Source organism: Streptomyces sp. NPDC094032 (assembly GCF_040303965.1).
Lineage (GTDB): Bacteria > Actinomycetota > Actinomycetes > Streptomycetales > Streptomycetaceae > Streptomyces.
In genome coordinates this window covers 204,765-222,124 of record NZ_JBEOUE010000005.1, presented here as the reverse complement: position 1 = coordinate 222,124, position 17,360 = coordinate 204,765, and the positions used below count along the sequence as shown (strand labels likewise).

The window sequence follows — 17,360 nt, the reverse complement described above, 5'->3', positions numbered from 1 at the left end:
TGGGGACAGAGAACACCTGTCCCATTTGTCATGCACCCTTTTGAGCCATACCCCCGCACCAGGAGGCACCCTCGATGTCGGTCCCCCAGCCCACCGCGACCGAGCGCGGTGAGCAGATCCTCGCCGTCTTCGACACCGCCTTCGGCGAGCTGCTCGCCGCCGACCCCGCCGCCTTCAAGGTCAAGTTCCGCAAGATGGCCGGCTCCGCCTTCGCCTTCTACCGGGGCACCGCCTGCCTGTTCTACAGGGACCTGGAGCGCGAGGCGCACGGCGGCCCGTACCTGGACGAGCGGACCGGCCGGGTGTGGATCCACGGCGATCTGCACGCCGAGAACTTCGGCACGTACATGGACGCCAACGGACGGCTGATCTTCAACGTCAACGACTTCGACGAGGCCTACGTCGGCCCCTTCACCTGGGACCTCAAGCGGCTCGCCGCCTCCCTGGCGCTGCTGGGCTACACCAAGGCGCTCAGTGACGAGCAGATCACCGAGCTGGTGCGGATCTACGCCGCCGCGTACCGGGAGCGGATCCACGCGCTGGCGACCGGCGCCAAGGACGACGAGATCCCGCCCTTCACGCTGGACACCGCGGGCGGCGCCCTGCTCGACGCCCTGCGGGACGCGCGCGGGATGACCCGTTTCGGCCTGCTGGACTCGATGACGGAGATCCGCGAGTTCGAGCGCCGCTTCGCCTCCGGCGGCGGGGCGATCGACCTGGACGCGGCCACCCGCTACAAGGTCCTCGCCGCCTTCGACGGCTACCTGGAGACCCTGCCGGAGTCGAGCCTGGTCCGCCCGGACTCGTACCGGGTGAAGGACGTCGTCGGCCGCCGCGGCATCGGCATCGGCTCGGCCGGCCTCCCCTCGTACAACATCCTCCTGGAGGGCCACAGCGACGCCCTGGAGAACGACGTCGTCATCTACATGAAGCAGGCGCAGACGCCGGCGGTGTCGCGCCATGTGACGGACGCGGCGGTACGGGAGTACTTCCGGCACGAGGGCCACCGCACCGTGATCTCGCAGCGGGCGCTCCAGGCGCACGCCGACCCGTGGCTGGGCTGGACCGAGCTGGACGGGGCGGGGCAGCTGGTCGCCGAGGTGTCGCCGTACGCGGTGGACCTGGACTGGTCGGACATCGACGACCCGGAGGAGATCGCGGCGACCGTGGCCGACCTCGGGCGGGCCACGGCGGCCATGCACGCGGCGGCGGACGACTCCAGCGGGCAGTCCCTGGTGCCGTTCTCCACGGAGCGGGCCATCGACGCCGCCATCGCAGCGGACGAGGACGGTTTCGCCGAGCTCCTGGTGGAGTTCGCGCACTCCTACGGCGCGCGGGCGCGGGCCGACCACCAGATCTTCGTGGACCTCTTCCGCAACGGGCGCATCCCGGGGCTGTAGGGGCGGAAGGGGCCGGTGGGACCGCCCGGCGCGGTCCCACAGCTCTCCCTTAGGGACGCCTTACGGGCGGGCATGACACACTTCCACGGCGATGGACATGGCAAGCACCCAGCTGAGAGCCCTCCGGGCGGCGCTCTTCACGACCCTGGTCGTGGCGCTGTCCGTGGCCTCGCATGTGCTGCTGTCCGGGGTCCCGCTGCCGCTGGCCACGGTCGTCCCGGTCGCGGCCGGCGTCTTCGCCGTGGCGTACGCGCTGGCCGGGCGGGAGCGCGGCTTCGGCCCGATCGCCGGGCTGCTCGTCCCGCTGGAGCTGGCCGCCGACACGCTGTTCACCAGCGGCCAGGTCGCCTGTTACGGCCCCGCCGGCGGCCCGGTCGCCGGGTCGCTGCGCGCGGTGGGCTTCGACGTGGAGGCGCTGTGCGGCGGCGCCGTCGGCTCCCCGCTGCCGGGTGTGGCGGTCCCGGGGAGCGGCACCGCCACGGCGCTGCTGAGCTCCCCCGATCCGGCGGTGCCCTGGCTGCTGCTCGCCGCCCATGTGGCGGTCGGGCTCGCGGCGGCCTCCTGGCTGCGCGGCGGGGAGCGGGCGCTCGCCCGGCTGCTCCGGGCGGCCATGGCCCTCGCCTTCCGGCCGCTGCTCCTGGTGGCGGCCTTCTTCCGCGCCGTGGGGTCCGCCCCGCGGCGCGCCGGCCGTCCCGTGGACCGGCCTCGCCGGTCGACGGCCCGGCTGCTCGTGCACTCCGTGGGACGGCGTGGACCGCCGTGCTCGGCGGGTCTCCGGCGCGTCTGTGCGCCGGCGCTCGCCCTCGTCTGAGCAAGCACGCGGTCCTTTCGCCCTTTCCTTCCTCCCTCACGTCACGGAGTCCACGATCATGAGCAAGCGCAACACCCAGGCCAACAAGGCAGCGGCCCGCGAGCGGCTGCGCGAGGAGCGCGACCGCCAGGCCAAGAAGGACAAGGCGCGCCGCCAGGTGATCGTCGCGGTGTCGGCGGTCGCCGCCCTCGCGGTGGTCGGCGGCATCAGCTACGCCGTCGTCCAGTCCACCAAGCCCTCCGCGTGGGAGGCGGCCGCCGACGCGAAGAACGTCACGGCCCCGAAGAACACCGAGGGCACGGACGGCACGACCGTCGTCATCGGCAAGCCCGAGGCCAAGAAGACCCTGGAGCTGTACGAGGACTCCCGCTGCCCGGTCTGCGCCACCTTCGAGCAGGGCGTGGGCGCGACCGTGGCGAAGGACGTCGCCGACGGCAAGTACAAGATCAAGTACGTGGGTGCCACCTTCATCGACAACTCCGACCGGGGCGAGGGCTCGAAGAACGCCCTGTCGGCCCTCGGCGCGGCCCTGAACGTGAGCCCGGACGCCTTCCTGAAGTACAAGGAGGCGCTGTACTCGACCAAGTTCCACCCGGAGGAGAGCCAGGACAAGTTCGCCAAGGACGCGTACCTCCTGGAGGCCGCCGACTCGGTGCCGGCGCTGAAGGGCAACGCCGAGTTCAAGAAGAACGTCGAGGAGGGCACCTTCGACGCCTGGGCGATGAAGATGTCGAAGGCCTTCGACAAGAGCGGGGTCACGGGCACGCCGACGCTGAAGATGGACGGCAAGACCCTGACCGCCGAGGGCAGCGACAACCCGCCGCTGACGGTGGACCAGTTCAACGCGGCGCTCGGCAAGGTGATGAAGGGCTGACCCCTTCCCCGGGACCCCTTCTCCGGGACCCCTCCCCTTGAGCCGCCGCGTTCGGGGAGGGGTGCCGCGGGGCCCGCTCGGCGACGTCCCGTCGACGACTCGGCGAACTTTCCGCGCGGGTCTGCCGAATCTCCGTACCGGCCGGTAATCTGACGGCCCGTGACCAGTCGTAACCTCATATCCGCCCCCACGCGCCGTACCGTCGTGAAGGCCGCCGCAGTGACGGCCGTCGTGACCCCGGCACTGGTGGCCGCCGCCTCGCCCGCGCTCGCCGAGCCCACGGCGCCCGCGTTCCTGCACGGTGTCGCCTCGGGCGACCCGCTGCCCGACGGCGTCCTGCTCTGGACGCGCGTCACCCCCACCCCCGACGCCGTACCCGGCTCCGGCCTGGGCCCCGACACCACCGTCACCTGGGAGCTCGCCGAGGACCGCGCCTTCACCCGGACCGTCGCCCACGGCACGGCCCTGGCCACCGCCGCCTCCGACCACACCGTGAAGGCGGACGTCCGGGGCCTGCGCCCGGCCACCGCCTACTGGTTCCGCTTCACCGCCGACGGGGCCGTCTCCCCGGCCGGCCGCACCCGCACCGCGCCCGCCGCCGACTCGGCGGGCCCCGGCGTCCGCTTCGGCGTGGTCTCCTGCGCCAACTGGGAGGCCGGCTACTTCTCGCCGTACCGCCACCTGGCCGCCCGCGCCGACCTGGACGCGATCCTCCATCTCGGCGACTACATCTACGAGTACGCCACCGGCGCCTACCCGGCGGCCAAGTACGTGGTGCGTCAGCACGAGCCGGCCCACGAGATCGTCTCGCTCGCCGACTACCGCACCCGGCACGGGAAGTACAAGACGGACGCCGACCTCCAGGCGCTGCACGCGGCGCACCCGATCGTCGCGATCTGGGACGACCACGAGTTCGCCAACGACGCCTGGTCGGGCGGGGCCGAGAACCACACGCCGGGCGCCGAGGGCGACTGGGCGGACCGGGTGGCGGCGGCCAAGCGGGCGTACTTCGAGTGGATGCCGGTGCGCACCTCGACCGAGGGCACGGTCTTCCGGCGGCTGCGCTTCGGCAAGCTGGCCGATCTGCACCTGCTCGACCTGCGTTCCTTCCGCTCCCAGCAGGCGGCCGTGGGCAACGGCACGGTGGACGACCCGGAGCGCTCCCTCACCGGCCGGGCGCAGCTGGACTGGCTGAAGTCGGGGCTCTCGGCCTCGGACGCGGCCTGGCAGCTGGTCGGCACCTCGGTGATGATCTCGCCGGTGGCCTTCGGCTCCCTGCCGGCCCATCTGCTGGAACCGCTCGCCGGGCTGCTCGGGCTGCCCAAGGAGGGCATCGCCGTCAACGTCGACCAGTGGGACGGCTATACGGACGACCGCAAGGAGCTGTTGAGGCACCTGACGGACCGGTCCATCCGGAACACGGTCTTCCTCACCGGTGACATCCACATGGCCTGGGCCAACGACGTGCCGGTGACGGCGGCGACGTACCCGCTGTCGGCCTCGGCCGCGACGGAGTTCGTGGTGACCTCGGTGACCTCGGACAACCTGGACGACCTGCTGCACGTGGCGCCGGGCACGCTCTCGGTGGTGGCGGCGGGGGCGGTCAAGGCGGCCAACCGGCATGTGAAGTGGGTGGACATGGACCACCACGGCTACGGCGTGCTCGACGTGACGGCCGAGCGCTCGCAGATGGACTACTACACGGTCTCCGACCGGGCGGACGTCCACGCGACGGCGTCCTGGGCCCGCTCGTACCGCACGCTCAGCGGAACGCAGCGTGTCGAGCGGGTGTACCAGCCCGTGCGCTGACGCGTACACACGGTCGCCAAGCGAGCCTCTTGGCGATGCTTTCCGGCCATGATCCTCTCTGTTAACGGGAGATCACATGACTACGGCGGGTGGCGAGTTCGGGCGTTCGAAACCGGACACACCACCCGCCTTTGTCGTCACTTCTGTTACGTCCCTGTCTCAAACTCCGGGAGCGGCAGAAGTTTTTCTTCCCGATGCCCTCATTTGCCCCACGAATGATTGGGCTTGATCAATCCTCAACGACCTGTGACATGGACGCGTAATCTCCCGGCCAGTGGCGAGGAAGTGCCTCCCCACCACCCCCCGCTAGGAGTCACCGTGCGTGCTCTCGTCCGTATATCGCCGCGTATGTCACGTCGTATGATCGGCACCGCCGTCATGGCCGGAACTCTGGCCCTCGCTCCCCTCTCCGCCCCCGCGGCGACCCCGGCCACCTCCACGCTGGCCTCCGCCGAGAAGTGCGCGGACGGCTCCGCCACCCTCTCCGGCGCCCGCAAGGCCAAGGGCAGCGCCACCGAGGCCGAGCCGAACGAGATCACCGCCGCCCAGGCCAAGGCCATGGACGAGGACCTGAAGAAGAAGGTCGGCGAGGCCCGCGTCTCCGGCCGCGCCTCCCTGGCCGCCGGGGCGAACGCCGCCGCCGCGACGACGATCCCCGTCTACTTCCACGTGATCCACAGCGGCACGACGGGCAAGCTCAGCGCCACCGCCATCAACAACCAGATGGCCGTCCTCAACGCCGCCTACGGCGGCCAGGGCACCGGCAACGTGAACTCCAACTTCCAGTTCTCGCTGGCCGGCACGGACTACACGGACAACGCCACCTGGTACAACCTCTCCGACGGCACCCAGGCGGAGAAGGACATGAAGAGCACCCTGCGCAAGGGCGGCGCCAACGCGCTGAACGTCTACACCGCCAACCTCGGCGGCGGCCTGCTCGGCTGGGCGACCTTCCCGTCCTCCTACAAGGCCAGCCCGAGCATGGACGGCGTCGTCATCCTCGACGCCTCGCTCCCGGGCGGCTCCGCGGCCAACTACAACGAGGGCGACACCGCCACCCACGAGGTCGGCCACTGGATGGGCCTCTACCACACCTTCCAGGGCGGCTGCACCGGCAACGGCGACTACGTCAGCGACACCCCGGCCGAGAAGAGCGCCGCCTTCCAGTGCCCGACCGGCCGCGACACCTGCACCGCCAAGGCCGGTGTGGACCCGATCCACAACTTCATGGACTACACGTACGACTCCTGCATGACCCAGTTCACGTCGGGCCAGGTGACCCGCATGAGCGACTCCTGGATCGCGTACCGCGCCTGACGCACCGTCCGCGCACACAGGTGTGGCCCCCGGGGGACTCCCCCGGGGGCCACACCCCGTCATACGCGCCGCTCTACAGGCTGTCCAGGAACGCCAGCGCGACCGACCAGGTCCGCTCCGCCGCCTCCGCGTCCCAGTCCGGCAGCTCCGGGTCCGTGTACAGGTGCCCGGCGCCCCGGTAGCGGTAGACCTCCACGTCCGCCCCCGCCTTGCACATCTGGAGGTACCAGGAGGACAGCCAGTCGTCCGTCTCGAACGGGTCGGGCTCGGCCACGTGCAGCTGCACCGGCAGGTCGTCCACCGACGCCGAAGCGGCGATGTCCGAGGTGCCGTGGAGCAGCAGCAGCCCGCGGGCCTTCTCGTCGCCCAGCGCCAGCGTCTGCGCCACCGAGGCCCCGAACGAGAAGCCCATGTAGACGAGCCCGCGCTCCGAGTACGGCGCGGCGGCCAGCACCGCGCGGCGCAGCAGCTCGTCCTTCCCGATCCCGTCCCTGAGCGCCATGCCCTCCTCGACCGTGCCGGCGGTGCGGCCCTCGAAGAGGTCCGGCGTCCAGACCTGGTGCCCGGCGGCCCGCAGCCGCTCGGCCGCGGCCTCCACCGCGGGGCGCATCCCGTAGACCGAGTGGAAAAGCATGATGTCCATGCGGCCATCCTCCCATCCGTACGCCGAGGTCTAGCGCATGCTGCGCACGTCCAGCTGGCGCAGCACCCGGTCCACCACCTCCGGGTCGGAGCCCGGCTCGCTGCGCGCCGACAGCACCTCGTGGCGGGCCGCCGACATCAGCTCCTTCTGGATCCGCTGGACCTTCTTCACCCGGTCCACCCGCTCGGTGAACGCGGCCCGCCGCTCGTCGTCGACCATGTCCGGACTGATCCGCGCCCCGATGTCGAAGGCCCCGCGCTGGAGCCGCTCGGCGACGTCCTCGGGCAGCTCCTCGACCTCCTCGATCTCCTTCAGGCGGCGCTTGGCGGCCTTGGCCGCGCGGATCGCCAGCTCCCGCTCGAAGGCCCGCTCGGCGTCCGCGTCGGCCTTCACGCCGAGCCGCTTGACCAGCCAGGGCAGGGTGAGGCCCTGGACGACGAGGGTGGCGATGATCACGCAGAAGGCGATGAAGACGATCTCGTCGCGGCCGGGGAAGGGCGAGCCGTCGTCGGTGCGCAGCGGGATGGCGAGCGCCAGCGCCACCGAGGCCACCCCGCGCATCCCGGACCACCACATGACGACGCTCTCGCGCCAGCTCATCGGGATCTCCTCGGCGTAGTCGCGGCCGGTGTGCAGCCGCTTCGCCAGCCAGCTCGCGGGCAGCAGCCAGATCAGCCGGACCCCGACCACCACGCCGACCACGGCCGCGCCCCAGCCGAGCACCTGCTGTCCGTGCTCCTCCACGACCCCGAAGACGTTCACGAGCTCCAGGCCGATGAGCCCGAAGGCGATCCCGGTGACCAGGGTGTCGACGATCTCCCAGAAGGTCTGCCCGGCCAGCCGGCCCATCACGTCGTCGGCGTCGCTCGCGTACTCGGCGAGGAAGAGCGCGGTGACCAGCACGGCGAGGACGCCGGAGCCGTGCAGCTCCTCGGCGAGCACGTAGGAGACGAAGGGCACGAGGAGGGTGAGGCCGGTCTGGAGCGGGGCCTCGCCGAGCAGGCCCATCAGCTTGTTGGCGGCCCAGCCGAGGGCGAGCCCGACGGCGACGGCGACGACAGCGGACAGGACGAGCTCGCCGAGCGCCTCGGGCCAGGAGAAGGAGCCGCTCACCACGGCGGTGATGGCCACGTTGTAGAGCACGATCGCGGTGACGTCGTTGAAGAGCCCCTCGCCCTCCAGGATCGACACCAGCCGCCGGGGCAGCCCGAGTGACCCGGCGACGGCGGTGGCCGCCACCGGGTCCGGCGGGGCCACCAGGGCGCCCAGCGCCAGCGCGGCGGCCAGCGGGATCCCCGGCACGAGCGCGTCGGCGACCGCCCCGACGGCGGCCGTGGTGACGAAGACCAGGGCCACCGCGAGCAGGAAGATCGGCCGCTTGTTGGCCGCGAACTGGCGCCAGGAGGTGCGCTGCACGGAGGCGTACAGCAGCGGTGGCAGCACCAGCGGGAGGATGTACTCGGGCGGGATGTCGACGTCGGGCACGAAGGGCGTGAAGGCCAGCGCGATCCCGACGAGGGTCATCAGGACGGGTGCCGGCAGCCCCAGCCGCTCCCCGAGGGGCACGGTCAGGACGGCGCCGAGCAGCAACAGGAAGAGCAGGGCCAATTGATCCACGGCCCCACCCTGTCACGTACGTCCGGTTTGACCGTGATTGCCCCCGCCGGAATGACGATCAGATCGCGCGGCGCATCGCCCGGTGCGGCATCCCGGCGTCCGGGAACTCGGGGCCGTACGCCGTGTAGCCGAGCCGCTCGTAGAAGCCGAGGGCCTGCGTCTGGGCGTGCAGGTCGACGGCGGCGAGCCCGCGCCCGCGGGCCGCGTCCTCGATGGCCCGCACCAGCGCGGCGCCCACCCCGAGTCCGCGCGCGGCCTTGCTCACCGCGAGCCGCCCGAGCGAGCCCACCGAGGCGTCGGCGCCGGTCTTGCCGGTCGCGTCCGCCCCGTACAGCAGCCGCCCGGTGCCCAGCGGCACCCCGTCCGCGCCGACGGCGAGCACATGCACGGCGGTCTCGTCGTACGTGTCGTACTCCAGCTCCTGCGGCACGCCCTGCTCCTCCACGAAGACCTCGCGGCGCACCGCGAAGCACGCGTCGAGGTCGACGCCCGCCACGGCCTCGCGGACGGTGTACGCGGCGGCGGTCACCGGCTCTCCGAGGCGATCCGGTCGAGCGCGGTCTGCAGGTCCGCCGGGTAGGTGCTGGCGAACTCGACCCACTGGCCGTCGCCGGGGTGCTCGAAGCCGAGCCGCACCGCGTGCAGCCACTGGCGGGTCAGGCCGAGGCGCTTGGCCATCGTGGGGTCGGCGCCGTAGGTGAGGTCGCCGACGCAGGGGTGGCGGAGGGTGGACATGTGCACCCGGATCTGGTGGGTGCGGCCCGTCTCCAGCTTGATGTCGAGCAGCGAGGCCGCGCGGTAGGCCTCGATCAGGTCGTAGTGGGTCACGGACGCCTTGCCGTCGGCGGTCACGGCCCACTTGTAGTCGTGGTTCGGGTGCCGGCCGATGGGCGCGTCGATCGTGCCGCTCAGCGGGTCCGGGTGGCCCTGCACCAGGGCGTGGTAGCGCTTGTCGACCACGCGCTCCTTGAACTGGCGCTTCAGCGAGGTGTACGCGTACTCCGACTTCGCCACCACCATCAGGCCGGAGGTGCCGACGTCGAGGCGGTGCACGATGCCCTGGCGCTCGGCGGCGCCGGAGGTGGAGATCCGGTAGCCCGCGGCGGCGAGGCCGCCGATCACGGTGGTGCCGGTCCAGCCGGGGCTGGGGTGCGCGGCGACGCCGACCGGCTTCATGATCACGACGATGTCGTCGTCGTCGTGGATGATCTCCATGCCCTCGACGGGCTCGGCCACGATCTGCACCGGGGCGGCCGCGCCCGGCATCTCGACTTCCAGCCACGCGCCGCCGCTGACCCGCTCGGACTTGCCGACGACGGCGCCGTCGACCAGGACCTTGCCTGCGGCGGCCAGCTCGGCCGCCTTCGTACGGGAGAACCCGAACATACGGGCGATGGCGGCGTCGACGCGCTCGCCCTCCAGGCCATCGGGAACGGGCAGGGTGCGGATCTCGGGACTCGTACTCACCCGTCGAGTATGCCTTGCCCGGAGGACACTCCGTCGTCCGCCGGGGTCGGGCTCAGTCCTTGTGGATGGTCCCGTCGGGGTCCAGACCCCGGAAGGACAGGATGACGATCAGGATGCCGCCGCAGACGATCGCCGAGTCGGCGAGGTTGAAGACGGCGAAGTGGGCGGGCGCGATGAAGTCGACGACCGCCCCCTCGAAGACGCCCGGCGAGCGGAAGATCCGGTCGGTGAGGTTGCCCAGCGCGCCACCGAGCAGCAGGCCAAGGGCGATCGCCCAGGGCAGGCTGTACAGCTTGCGCGAGAGGCGGATGATCACCACGATGACCACGGCCGCGATCCCGGTGAAGATGATCGTGAACGCCTCACCCATGCCGAAGGCGGCACCCGGGTTGCGGATGGCCTCGAAGCGCAGCAGGTCACCGATGACCTTGATCGGCGCGTGCCCCTCCAGCTTCTCGACCACCAGCATCTTGCTGCCGAGGTCGAGAAGGTAGGCCAGGACGGCCACCACGAGGAGGGCGACGATCCGTCGCCTCCCCTTGGGCCGTTCCTCGGGGACGGCCGTCTCGTCGGCCCCTGCTGAATCCGGCGTACCTGAATCCGGCGTACCGATGACGCTCTCCGCCTCTGCCATGGTCACGAGGGTACGGCACACTCCCGCGGCCGCGTCAGCCGCGGCGCTCCTGCTTCTGCTTGTCCTCCACGCAGAGCGTGGCCCGGGGAAACGCCTGCATCCTGGCCTTGCCGATGGGCTTGCCGCAGACCTCGCACAGGCCGTACGTGCCGGCGTCGAGCCGCTCCAGGGCGTGCTCGCTCTGCTCCAGCATCTCGCGCGCGTTGGCCGCCAGGGCGAGCTCGTGCTCGCGCGTGATGTTCTTGGTCCCCGTGTCGGCCTGGTCGTCGCCCGCCCCGTCGCCGGAGTCGCGCATCAGCCCGGTCAGCTCCTCCTGGGAGTGGACCAGCTCGCTGCGCAGCCGCAGCACCTCGGCCTGGAGGCCGCTGCGGGCCTCGGCGACCTCCTCGGGGGTCCAGGGCTCCTCCCCCGGACGTACGGCGAGCTCACCGGGCCGGGAGTGCGGCACCGCCGCCTCGCCCCGGGCCGTCGTGACGCCACCCGCGGTCTTCTTCGCTGCCACCGTCCTGGCTCCTGTCTTCTTCTGGGTCACGGTCTTCGCCGTCCTGGCCGTCCCGGCCGCCTTGGCCGCCTTCGCGGGCGCCTTCTTGGCGGGCGCCTTCTTCGCGGCCTTCGCGGGCACGGCCTTCTTCGCCGCCGCCTTCGCCGCCTTCTTCGCCGCCGCCTTCTTCGCGGGGGCCGCGGGTTCCTCCGTCGCCGGTGCGGCCGTCTTCCGGGCGGCCGTCGTCTTCTTCGCGGCGGTCTTCTTCGCCACCATGTCGCGGCCCCTTCACATTTAGTGATCTTGCTCGCGAATCGTGCTGGGACGATAAATCGGCCCAGGGCCCGCGGCAACGGGGCACGCCGCCCTGCACACCCGCCCCCCGCGCCCCGTGGGACGAGCCTGCCTCCGTTGTGCCCAGCCGCCCGGCGGGTTATCCGTCCCTGCCTTCCCCCACTTGGCCGAAGTCCGACTCCGCGGGGGCCCGTGTGCCCATTCGGGTCACCGGGAAACACCCGAAATCCGGTCGGCCGGGCCCGCCCCGGCCCCGTACACTGGGCTCAGCGAAAGGCTTGGATGGGGACGAGTAGCGTCGTACGCAGCCATGAGCGACCCGGGGACGGTGAGAGCCCGGGGGCGAGCCCGATGTGAAGCATCACCCCGGAGCTGCCGGAAGAAAGCCGTGGTCCGCCGCGGCGAGTAGACCCGGCGTCGCGACCCCAATGAGGGGGCTCAGGACGGCAGCGGCCGCCCGGGGCCAAGGAGGGTGGTACCGCGGGAGCTGCGCTCTCGTCCCTCCGGACGGAAGCGAAACAGTCCGCCGGAGGAGCTCGCAAGCATGACGCCGCCGCAATACCGCCAGGTGCCCGCCCAGGTCGACCTGCCCGCGCTCGAGCACGCGGTGCTCGACTTCTGGCAGGACAACAAGATCTTCGCCAAGACCCTGGAGCAGTCCGAGGGACGCCCCGAGTGGGTGTTCTACGAGGGCCCGCCCACCGCCAACGGCATGCCCGGCGCCCACCACATCGAGGCCCGCGTCTTCAAGGACGTCTTCCCCCGCTTCCGGACCATGCGCGGCTACCACGTGGCCCGCAAGGCCGGCTGGGACTGCCACGGCCTGCCGGTCGAGCTCGCCGTCGAGAAGGAGCTCGGCTTCTCCGGCAAGAAGGACATCGAGGCGTACGGCATCGCCGAGTTCAACGCCAAGTGCCGCGAGTCCGTGACCCGGCACACCGACGCCTTCGCCGAGCTCACGACCCGGATGGGCTACTGGGTCGACCTCGACGACGCGTACCGCACCATGGACCCCTCGTACATCGAGTCGGTCTGGTGGTCGCTGAAGCAGATCTTCGACAAGGACCTGCTGGTCCAGGACCACCGTGTCGCCCCCTGGTGCCCCCGCTGCGGCACCGGCCTCTCCGACCACGAGCTGGCCCAGGGGTACGAGACGGTCGTCGACCCCTCGGTCTACGTGCGCTTCCCGCTGACCTCCGGCCCGCTGGCCGGCAAGGCGGCCCTGGTGGTCTGGACGACGACCCCGTGGACCCTGGTGTCCAACACGGCCGTCGCCGCCCACCCCGAGGTGACCTACGTGGTCGCCACCGACGGCGACGAGCGTCTGGTCGTCGCCGAGCCGCTCCTGGAGAAGGCGCTCGGCGACGGCTGGGTGACCACCGGCGAGTCCTTCACCGGCGCCGAGATGGAGCGCTGGACCTACCAGCGCCCCTTCGAGCTGATCGACTTCCCGGCCGAGGCCCACTACGTGGTCAACGCCGAGTACGTCACCACCGAGGACGGCACGGGTCTGGTCCACCAGTCCCCCGCCTTCGGTGAGGACGACCTCAAGGTCTGCCGCGCCTACGGCCTGCCGGTCGTGAACCCGGTCCGCCCCGACGGCACCTTCGAGGAGGACGTGCCGCTGGTCGGCGGCGTCTTCTTCAAGAAGGCCGACGAGCAGCTGACCGCCGACCTGGACGCCCGCGGCCTGCTCTACCGGCACATCCCGTACGAGCACAGCTACCCGCACTGCTGGCGCTGCCACACGGCGCTGCTCTACTACGCGCAGCCGTCCTGGTACATCCGTACGACCGCCGTGAAGGACCGGCTTCTCGAAGAGAACGAGAAGACCAACTGGTTCCCGGACTCGGTCAAGCACGGGCGCTTCGGCGACTGGCTGAACAACAACATCGACTGGGCGCTCTCCCGCAACCGCTACTGGGGCACCCCGCTGCCGATCTGGCGCTGCGAGGACGACCACCTGACGTGCGTGGGCTCGCGCGCGGAGCTGACCGAGCTGACCGGCACGGACCAGTCCGAGCTGGACCCGCACCGCCCGTTCATCGACGCGGTCACCTTCACCTGCCCCACCGAGGGCTGCTCCCACGAGGCCGTCCGCGTGCCGGAGGTCATCGACGCCTGGTACGACTCGGGCTCCATGCCGTTCGCGCAGTACGGCTACCCGTACCAGAACAAGGAGCTGTTCGAGAGCCGCTACCCGGCCCAGTTCATCTCCGAGGCCATCGACCAGACCCGCGGCTGGTTCTACACGCTGATGGCGGTCGGCACGCTGGTGTTCGACAAGTCCTCGTACGAGAACGTGGTCTGCCTGGGCCACATCCTCGCCGAGGACGGCCGCAAGATGTCCAAGCACCTCGGCAACATCCTCCAGCCCATCCCGCTGATGGACCAGCACGGCGCCGACGCGGTGCGCTGGTTCATGGCGGCCGGCGGCTCGCCGTGGGCGGCCCGCCGGGTCGGCCACGGCACGATCCAGGAGGTCGTCCGCAAGACCCTCCTGACGTACTGGAACACGGTCGCCTTCCAGGCCCTGTACGCCCGTACCTCGGGCTGGGCCCCGTCGGCCGCGGACCCGGCCCCGGCCGACCGCACGGTCCTCGACAAGTGGCTGCTGTCCGAGCTGAACACGCTGGTCGCCGCGGTCACCGAGGCGATGGAGGCGTACGACACCCAGCGCGCCGGCAAGCTGCTCTCGGCCTTCGTGGACGACCTGTCCAACTGGTACGTGCGCCGCTCGCGCCGCCGCTTCTGGCAGGGCGACAAGGCCGCGCTGCGCACCCTGCACGAGGTCGTCGAGACGGTCACCCGTCTGCTGGCCCCGCTGACCCCCTTCATCACGGAGCGGGTCTGGCAGGACCTGGTCGTCCCGGTCACCCCGGACGCCCCGGACTCCGTCCACCTGGCCACCTGGCCGGAGGCGGACGCCGCGCTCGTCGACGAGGTGCTGTCCGAGCAGATGCTGCTGGTCCGCCGCCTGGTCGAGCTGGGCCGCGCGACGCGCGCCGAGTCGGGCGTGAAGACCCGTCAGCCGCTCCAGCGCGCGCTGGTCGCGGCGAACGGCTTCGCGGCCCTCTCCCCCGAGCTCCAGGCCCAGATCACGGAGGAGCTGAACGTCTCCTCGCTCGCCTCCCTCTCCGAGGTCGGCGGCAGCCTGGTCGACACCACGGCCAAGGCCAACTTCCGGGCGCTGGGCAAGCGCTTCGGCAAGGGCGTCCAGGACGTGGCGAAGGCGGTGGCCGCGGCCGACGCGGCGGCCCTGTCGCTGGCGCTGCGCGGCGGTGAGGCGGTCGTCACGGTGAACGGCGAGGAGGTGACGCTCACTCCGGAGGAGGTCATCATCACGGAGACCCCGCGCGAGGGCTGGTCGGTGGCCTCCGACTCCGGCGCGACGGTCGCCCTGGACCTGGAGATCACCCCGGAGCTGCGCAAGGCCGGTCTGGCCCGTGACGCGATCCGCCTGATCCAGGAGGCCCGCAAGAACAGCGGCCTGGACGTGGCGGACCGGATCGCGCTGCGCTGGACCTCCACGTCGCCGGAGACGGCCGAGGCGCTGGCCGCCCACGCCGGTCTGATCGCGGACGAGGTGCTGGCCACGGACCACGCGGAGGGCGCCGCCGACGACTCGTACGGCACCGCGTTCGAGGACGAGGGCCTGGCCCTCAGCTTCCGCCTCCGCAAGGCGTAGCCGATACGGCGAAGGGCCCGGCACCGGTCTCCGGTGCCGGGCCCTTCGGCGTATCCCCCCAAGAAACGACGGCACGCAAAAGGGCCGGGCCCCGGGTTCTCACCCGGGGCCCGGCCCTTGAGACTGCCGCCGACGGCTACGCGCTCAGCGCGTGGACCTGCGGCGCCGTCAGTTGTCGTCCTCGTCGATCAGGAAACCGCGCATCGGCGCCGGTGCCTGCTGCATCGGCTGCGGGGCCTGCGGGCGGACCGGAGCCATCGGCTGGGTCATCGCCGGGGACATCTGCTGCTGACCGCCGTACGACGGGGCGCCGCCCATCGGGCCGTTGCCGCCGAAGGCCGGGGCGGGGGCACCCGCGGAGGCCATCGAGGGGGCCGGCGGCAGGGACGCGGTCGCGGGGGTGCGCGCCGGGGCCAGCGAGTCGTCGGCCTGGGTCTCCAGCTGACGCAGCTGCGACTCCAGGTACGACTTCAGGCGGGTCCGGTACTCACGCTCGAAGCCCCGCAGGTCCTCGACCTTGCGCTCCAGGGTGGCGCGGGCGGACTCCAGGGAGCCCATCGCGACGCGGTGCTTCTCCTGCGCGTCCCGCTCCAGGGCGTCGGCCTTGGCGCGGGCGTCCCGCTCCAGGCCCTCGGCGCGCGAACGCGCCTCGCCGACGATCTTGTTGGCCTCGGAACGGGCCTCCGCGATCGCCTGGTCGGCGGTCTGCTGGGCCAGCGAGAGGACACGCGCGGCGCTGTCGCCACCCGGGCCCTGGGCCGGCTGCATGGGCTGCATCTGCTGCTGCGGGTGACCCATGGGGCCGCCCTGCATCGGACCGCCCTGCATGGGGCCGCCCTGCATCGGGCCACCCTGCATGGGACCGCCCTGCATCGGACCGGGGCCCATCGGGCCGCCCTGCATCGGGCCACCCTGCATGGGGCCCGCGGGCAGCGCGGGGGCACCGGAGGGCAGCTGCGGCGGGCCCATCTGCGGGGGCTGCTGCTGGACCGGAGGTCCGGATATGGCGGCGGGCACGGGAGCGCCGGGACCGACAGGACGGTCCTGCGGCTCCGGGGGCTTGCGCATGCCCTGCTGCTGGTTCTGCGCGGCGGCACGGGTCGCGGCGGCCAGCTTGGCGCGCAGGTCCTCGTTCTCGCGGAGCAGACGGGTCAGTTCGGCTTCGACCTCGTCGAGGAAGGCATCGACCTCGTCCTCGTCATAGCCTTCTCGAAGGCGGACGGTCGTGAACTGCTTGTTCCGCACGTCCTCGGGGGTCAGCGGCATCTCTTCTTCACCTCTACGTAGTCGTCGGCAGTCGGCAAGACCGTATCGTCCACATTTCCCTCCACCATCACCTCGCGAAGCCGCTCACGATGGAGATCAGGATGTAGACGATGATCATCAGAACGAAGAAGGACAGGTCGAGTGCCACGCCCCCGAGACGCAGCGGCGGGATGAGCCGCCGCAGGAGCTTGAGCGGTGGATCGGTGACAGTGTAGGTGGCCTCCAGAACGACCACCATCGCCTTACCGGGTTGCCATGAACGGGCGAACTGGAAGACGTAGTCCATGACGAGCCGGAAGATCAGCAGGACAAGGAAGCACATCAGCGCGATGTAGACCACCTGTAGTGCGACGCCCATCCCGCGCTTCCCTCTCCCCTGGCTCTCGCCTGTCCGACCTGACGGCCGGGTCGTTCTCGGTCTCGTGTTCTCAGCTCTGGTTGAAGAATCCGCCCTCTGCGATGCGGGCCTTGTCCTCCGCCGTGACATCGACGTTAGCAGGCGACAACAGGAACACCTTCTGCGTCACGCGCTCAATGCTGCCATGGAGCCCGAAGACGAGACCGGCGGCAAAGTCGACAAGTCGCTTCGCGTCGGTGTCGTCCATCTCCGTGAGATTCATGATCACCGGGGTGCCCTCGCGGAAGTGTTCCCCGATGGTACGGGCCTCGTTGTAGGTCCGCGGGTGCAGCGTGGTGATGCGGTACGGCTCCCGCTCGGACACGACCTTGGGCATGATCACCGGTGCGTTCTTCTCCAGGCTGGGGCGTTCGGGTGTGATGGATGCCACGGGGGCAATTCGGGCCGGACGCCCGCTCTCGGCGGCTACCGGGACAGAATGGGACACCGGCTCGCGGGGCGCGGGCGGGGAGACCACTCGTACCGGTTCCTCCCGCTCCACCTGGCGCGGGGGCTGGTGATGGCGCCGGTCGCGCTCGGGCTCCGGCTCCAGCTCGGGTTCGAAGTCGTCGTCGGGGTCGAAGCCCCGGCCGTCGTATCCATCGTCCTCCACGAGGCCGAGGTAGACCGCCATCTTGCGCATCGCGCCGGCCATTCTCTGA

At 71.3% G+C, this 17,360-nt stretch carries 15 protein-coding genes; 6 read left to right on the top strand and 9 right to left on the bottom strand.

From position 1 onward, the window contains the following. The first annotated feature begins 74 nt into the window (after window positions 1-74). The 5 genes from ABTZ54_RS10625 to ABTZ54_RS10605 all read left to right on the top strand — a co-directional run bounded on the left by ABTZ54_RS10625 (window position 75) and on the right by ABTZ54_RS10605 (window position 6,211). Entirely contained in the window at window positions 75-1,400 is a 1,326-nt protein-coding gene (locus tag ABTZ54_RS10625; protein ID WP_351659707.1) for a DUF2252 domain-containing protein, read from the top strand. Window positions 1,401-1,491: 91 nt separating this feature from the next. Continuing rightward, entirely contained in the window at window positions 1,492-2,211 is a 720-nt protein-coding gene (locus ABTZ54_RS10620; RefSeq protein WP_351659706.1) for a hypothetical protein, read from the top strand. 58 nt (window positions 2,212-2,269) lie between these two features. Further along, complete coding sequence (locus tag ABTZ54_RS10615; RefSeq protein ID WP_351659703.1) at window positions 2,270-3,085, top strand: DsbA family protein; 816 nt, start codon at window positions 2,270-2,272, stop codon at window positions 3,083-3,085. A 159-nt stretch (window positions 3,086-3,244) separates the two neighbouring features. After that, window positions 3,245-4,894 carry an alkaline phosphatase D family protein gene (locus ABTZ54_RS10610; RefSeq protein ID WP_351659701.1) on the top strand — a complete coding sequence of 550 codons (1,650 nt, stop codon included), beginning with the start codon at window positions 3,245-3,247 and terminating at the stop codon, window positions 4,892-4,894. A gap of 348 nt (window positions 4,895-5,242) precedes the next feature. Further along, window positions 5,243-6,211, top strand: a complete 969-nt coding sequence (locus ABTZ54_RS10605) for a zinc metalloprotease (RefSeq protein ID WP_351659699.1) — start codon at window positions 5,243-5,245, stop codon at window positions 6,209-6,211. A 73-nt stretch (window positions 6,212-6,284) separates the two neighbouring features. On the opposite strand, the gene ABTZ54_RS10600 is transcribed toward ABTZ54_RS10605, so the two are convergent. Genes ABTZ54_RS10600 through ABTZ54_RS10575 form a run of 6 tightly spaced genes read right to left on the bottom strand, consistent with a single transcriptional unit; the run spans window position 6,285 to window position 11,329 of the window. Then, complete coding sequence (locus ABTZ54_RS10600; RefSeq protein WP_351659697.1) at window positions 6,285-6,854, bottom strand: dienelactone hydrolase family protein; 570 nt, start codon at window positions 6,852-6,854, stop codon at window positions 6,285-6,287. A 30-nt stretch (window positions 6,855-6,884) separates the two neighbouring features. Continuing rightward, entirely contained in the window at window positions 6,885-8,471 is a 1,587-nt protein-coding gene (locus ABTZ54_RS10595) for a Na+/H+ antiporter (protein ID WP_351659695.1), read from the bottom strand. 58 nt (window positions 8,472-8,529) lie between these two features. After that, window positions 8,530-9,000 (bottom strand): GNAT family N-acetyltransferase, encoded by a 471-nt coding sequence (locus ABTZ54_RS10590; protein WP_351659692.1) that lies wholly within the window; start codon window positions 8,998-9,000, stop codon window positions 8,530-8,532. Next, window positions 8,997-9,938 carry an RluA family pseudouridine synthase gene (locus tag ABTZ54_RS10585; RefSeq protein ID WP_351659690.1) on the bottom strand — a complete coding sequence of 314 codons (942 nt, stop codon included), beginning with the start codon at window positions 9,936-9,938 and terminating at the stop codon, window positions 8,997-8,999. Before ABTZ54_RS10585 ends, ABTZ54_RS10590 begins: the two co-directional genes overlap by 4 nt. Before the next feature lie 52 nt (window positions 9,939-9,990). Continuing rightward, on the bottom strand, window positions 9,991-10,572 hold the full coding sequence (lspA, locus tag ABTZ54_RS10580; protein ID WP_351659687.1) for a signal peptidase II: 582 nt from the start codon (window positions 10,570-10,572) through the stop codon (window positions 9,991-9,993). Between the two features lie 34 nt (window positions 10,573-10,606). Continuing rightward, window positions 10,607-11,329: a TraR/DksA family transcriptional regulator gene (locus tag ABTZ54_RS10575; RefSeq protein ID WP_351659685.1), complete on the bottom strand. Its 723-nt coding sequence runs from the start codon at window positions 11,327-11,329 to the stop codon at window positions 10,607-10,609. A 562-nt stretch (window positions 11,330-11,891) separates the two neighbouring features. Here ABTZ54_RS10575 and ileS point away from each other — a divergent pair. Then, window positions 11,892-15,035 carry an isoleucine--tRNA ligase gene (gene ileS / locus ABTZ54_RS10570; RefSeq protein WP_351659682.1) on the top strand — a complete coding sequence of 1,048 codons (3,144 nt, stop codon included), beginning with the start codon at window positions 11,892-11,894 and terminating at the stop codon, window positions 15,033-15,035. A gap of 168 nt (window positions 15,036-15,203) precedes the next feature. Here the strand turns inward: ileS and ABTZ54_RS10565 are convergent, their stop codons facing one another. The 3 genes from ABTZ54_RS10565 to ABTZ54_RS10555 all read right to left on the bottom strand — a co-directional run bounded on the left by ABTZ54_RS10565 (window position 15,204) and on the right by ABTZ54_RS10555 (window position 17,353). Continuing rightward, window positions 15,204-16,301, bottom strand: a complete 1,098-nt coding sequence (locus ABTZ54_RS10565) for a DivIVA domain-containing protein (protein ID WP_351659679.1) — start codon at window positions 16,299-16,301, stop codon at window positions 15,204-15,206. 67 nt (window positions 16,302-16,368) lie between these two features. After that, window positions 16,369-16,659 carry a YggT family protein gene (locus tag ABTZ54_RS10560; RefSeq protein WP_046907005.1) on the bottom strand — a complete coding sequence of 97 codons (291 nt, stop codon included), beginning with the start codon at window positions 16,657-16,659 and terminating at the stop codon, window positions 16,369-16,371. A 70-nt stretch (window positions 16,660-16,729) separates the two neighbouring features. Then, window positions 16,730-17,353, bottom strand: a complete 624-nt coding sequence (locus ABTZ54_RS10555) for a cell division protein SepF (protein ID WP_351659675.1) — start codon at window positions 17,351-17,353, stop codon at window positions 16,730-16,732. Window positions 17,354-17,360: the final 7 nt, after the last annotated feature.

Bases quoted from the DNA above. Each gene is read 5' to 3' on its own strand.
- ABTZ54_RS10575 (WP_351659685.1), bottom strand. From the start codon at position 11,329: ATGGTGGCGAAGAAGACCGCCGCGAAGAAGACGACGGCCGCCCGGAAG.
- ABTZ54_RS10605 (WP_351659699.1), top strand. From the start codon at position 5,243: ATGTCACGTCGTATGATCGGCACCGCCGTCATGGCCGGAACTCTGGCC.
- ABTZ54_RS10555 (WP_351659675.1), bottom strand. From the start codon at position 17,353: ATGGCCGGCGCGATGCGCAAGATGGCGGTCTACCTCGGCCTCGTGGAG.
- ileS (WP_351659682.1), top strand. From the start codon at position 11,892: ATGACGCCGCCGCAATACCGCCAGGTGCCCGCCCAGGTCGACCTGCCC.
- ABTZ54_RS10620 (WP_351659706.1), top strand. From the start codon at position 1,492: ATGGACATGGCAAGCACCCAGCTGAGAGCCCTCCGGGCGGCGCTCTTC.
- lspA (WP_351659687.1), bottom strand. From the start codon at position 10,572: ATGGCAGAGGCGGAGAGCGTCATCGGTACGCCGGATTCAGGTACGCCG.
- ABTZ54_RS10560 (WP_046907005.1), bottom strand. From the start codon at position 16,659: ATGGGCGTCGCACTACAGGTGGTCTACATCGCGCTGATGTGCTTCCTT.
- ABTZ54_RS10565 (WP_351659679.1), bottom strand. From the start codon at position 16,301: ATGCCGCTGACCCCCGAGGACGTGCGGAACAAGCAGTTCACGACCGTC.
- ABTZ54_RS10625 (WP_351659707.1), top strand. From the start codon at position 75: ATGTCGGTCCCCCAGCCCACCGCGACCGAGCGCGGTGAGCAGATCCTC.
- ABTZ54_RS10600 (WP_351659697.1), bottom strand. From the start codon at position 6,854: ATGGACATCATGCTTTTCCACTCGGTCTACGGGATGCGCCCCGCGGTG.
- ABTZ54_RS10615 (WP_351659703.1), top strand. From the start codon at position 2,270: ATGAGCAAGCGCAACACCCAGGCCAACAAGGCAGCGGCCCGCGAGCGG.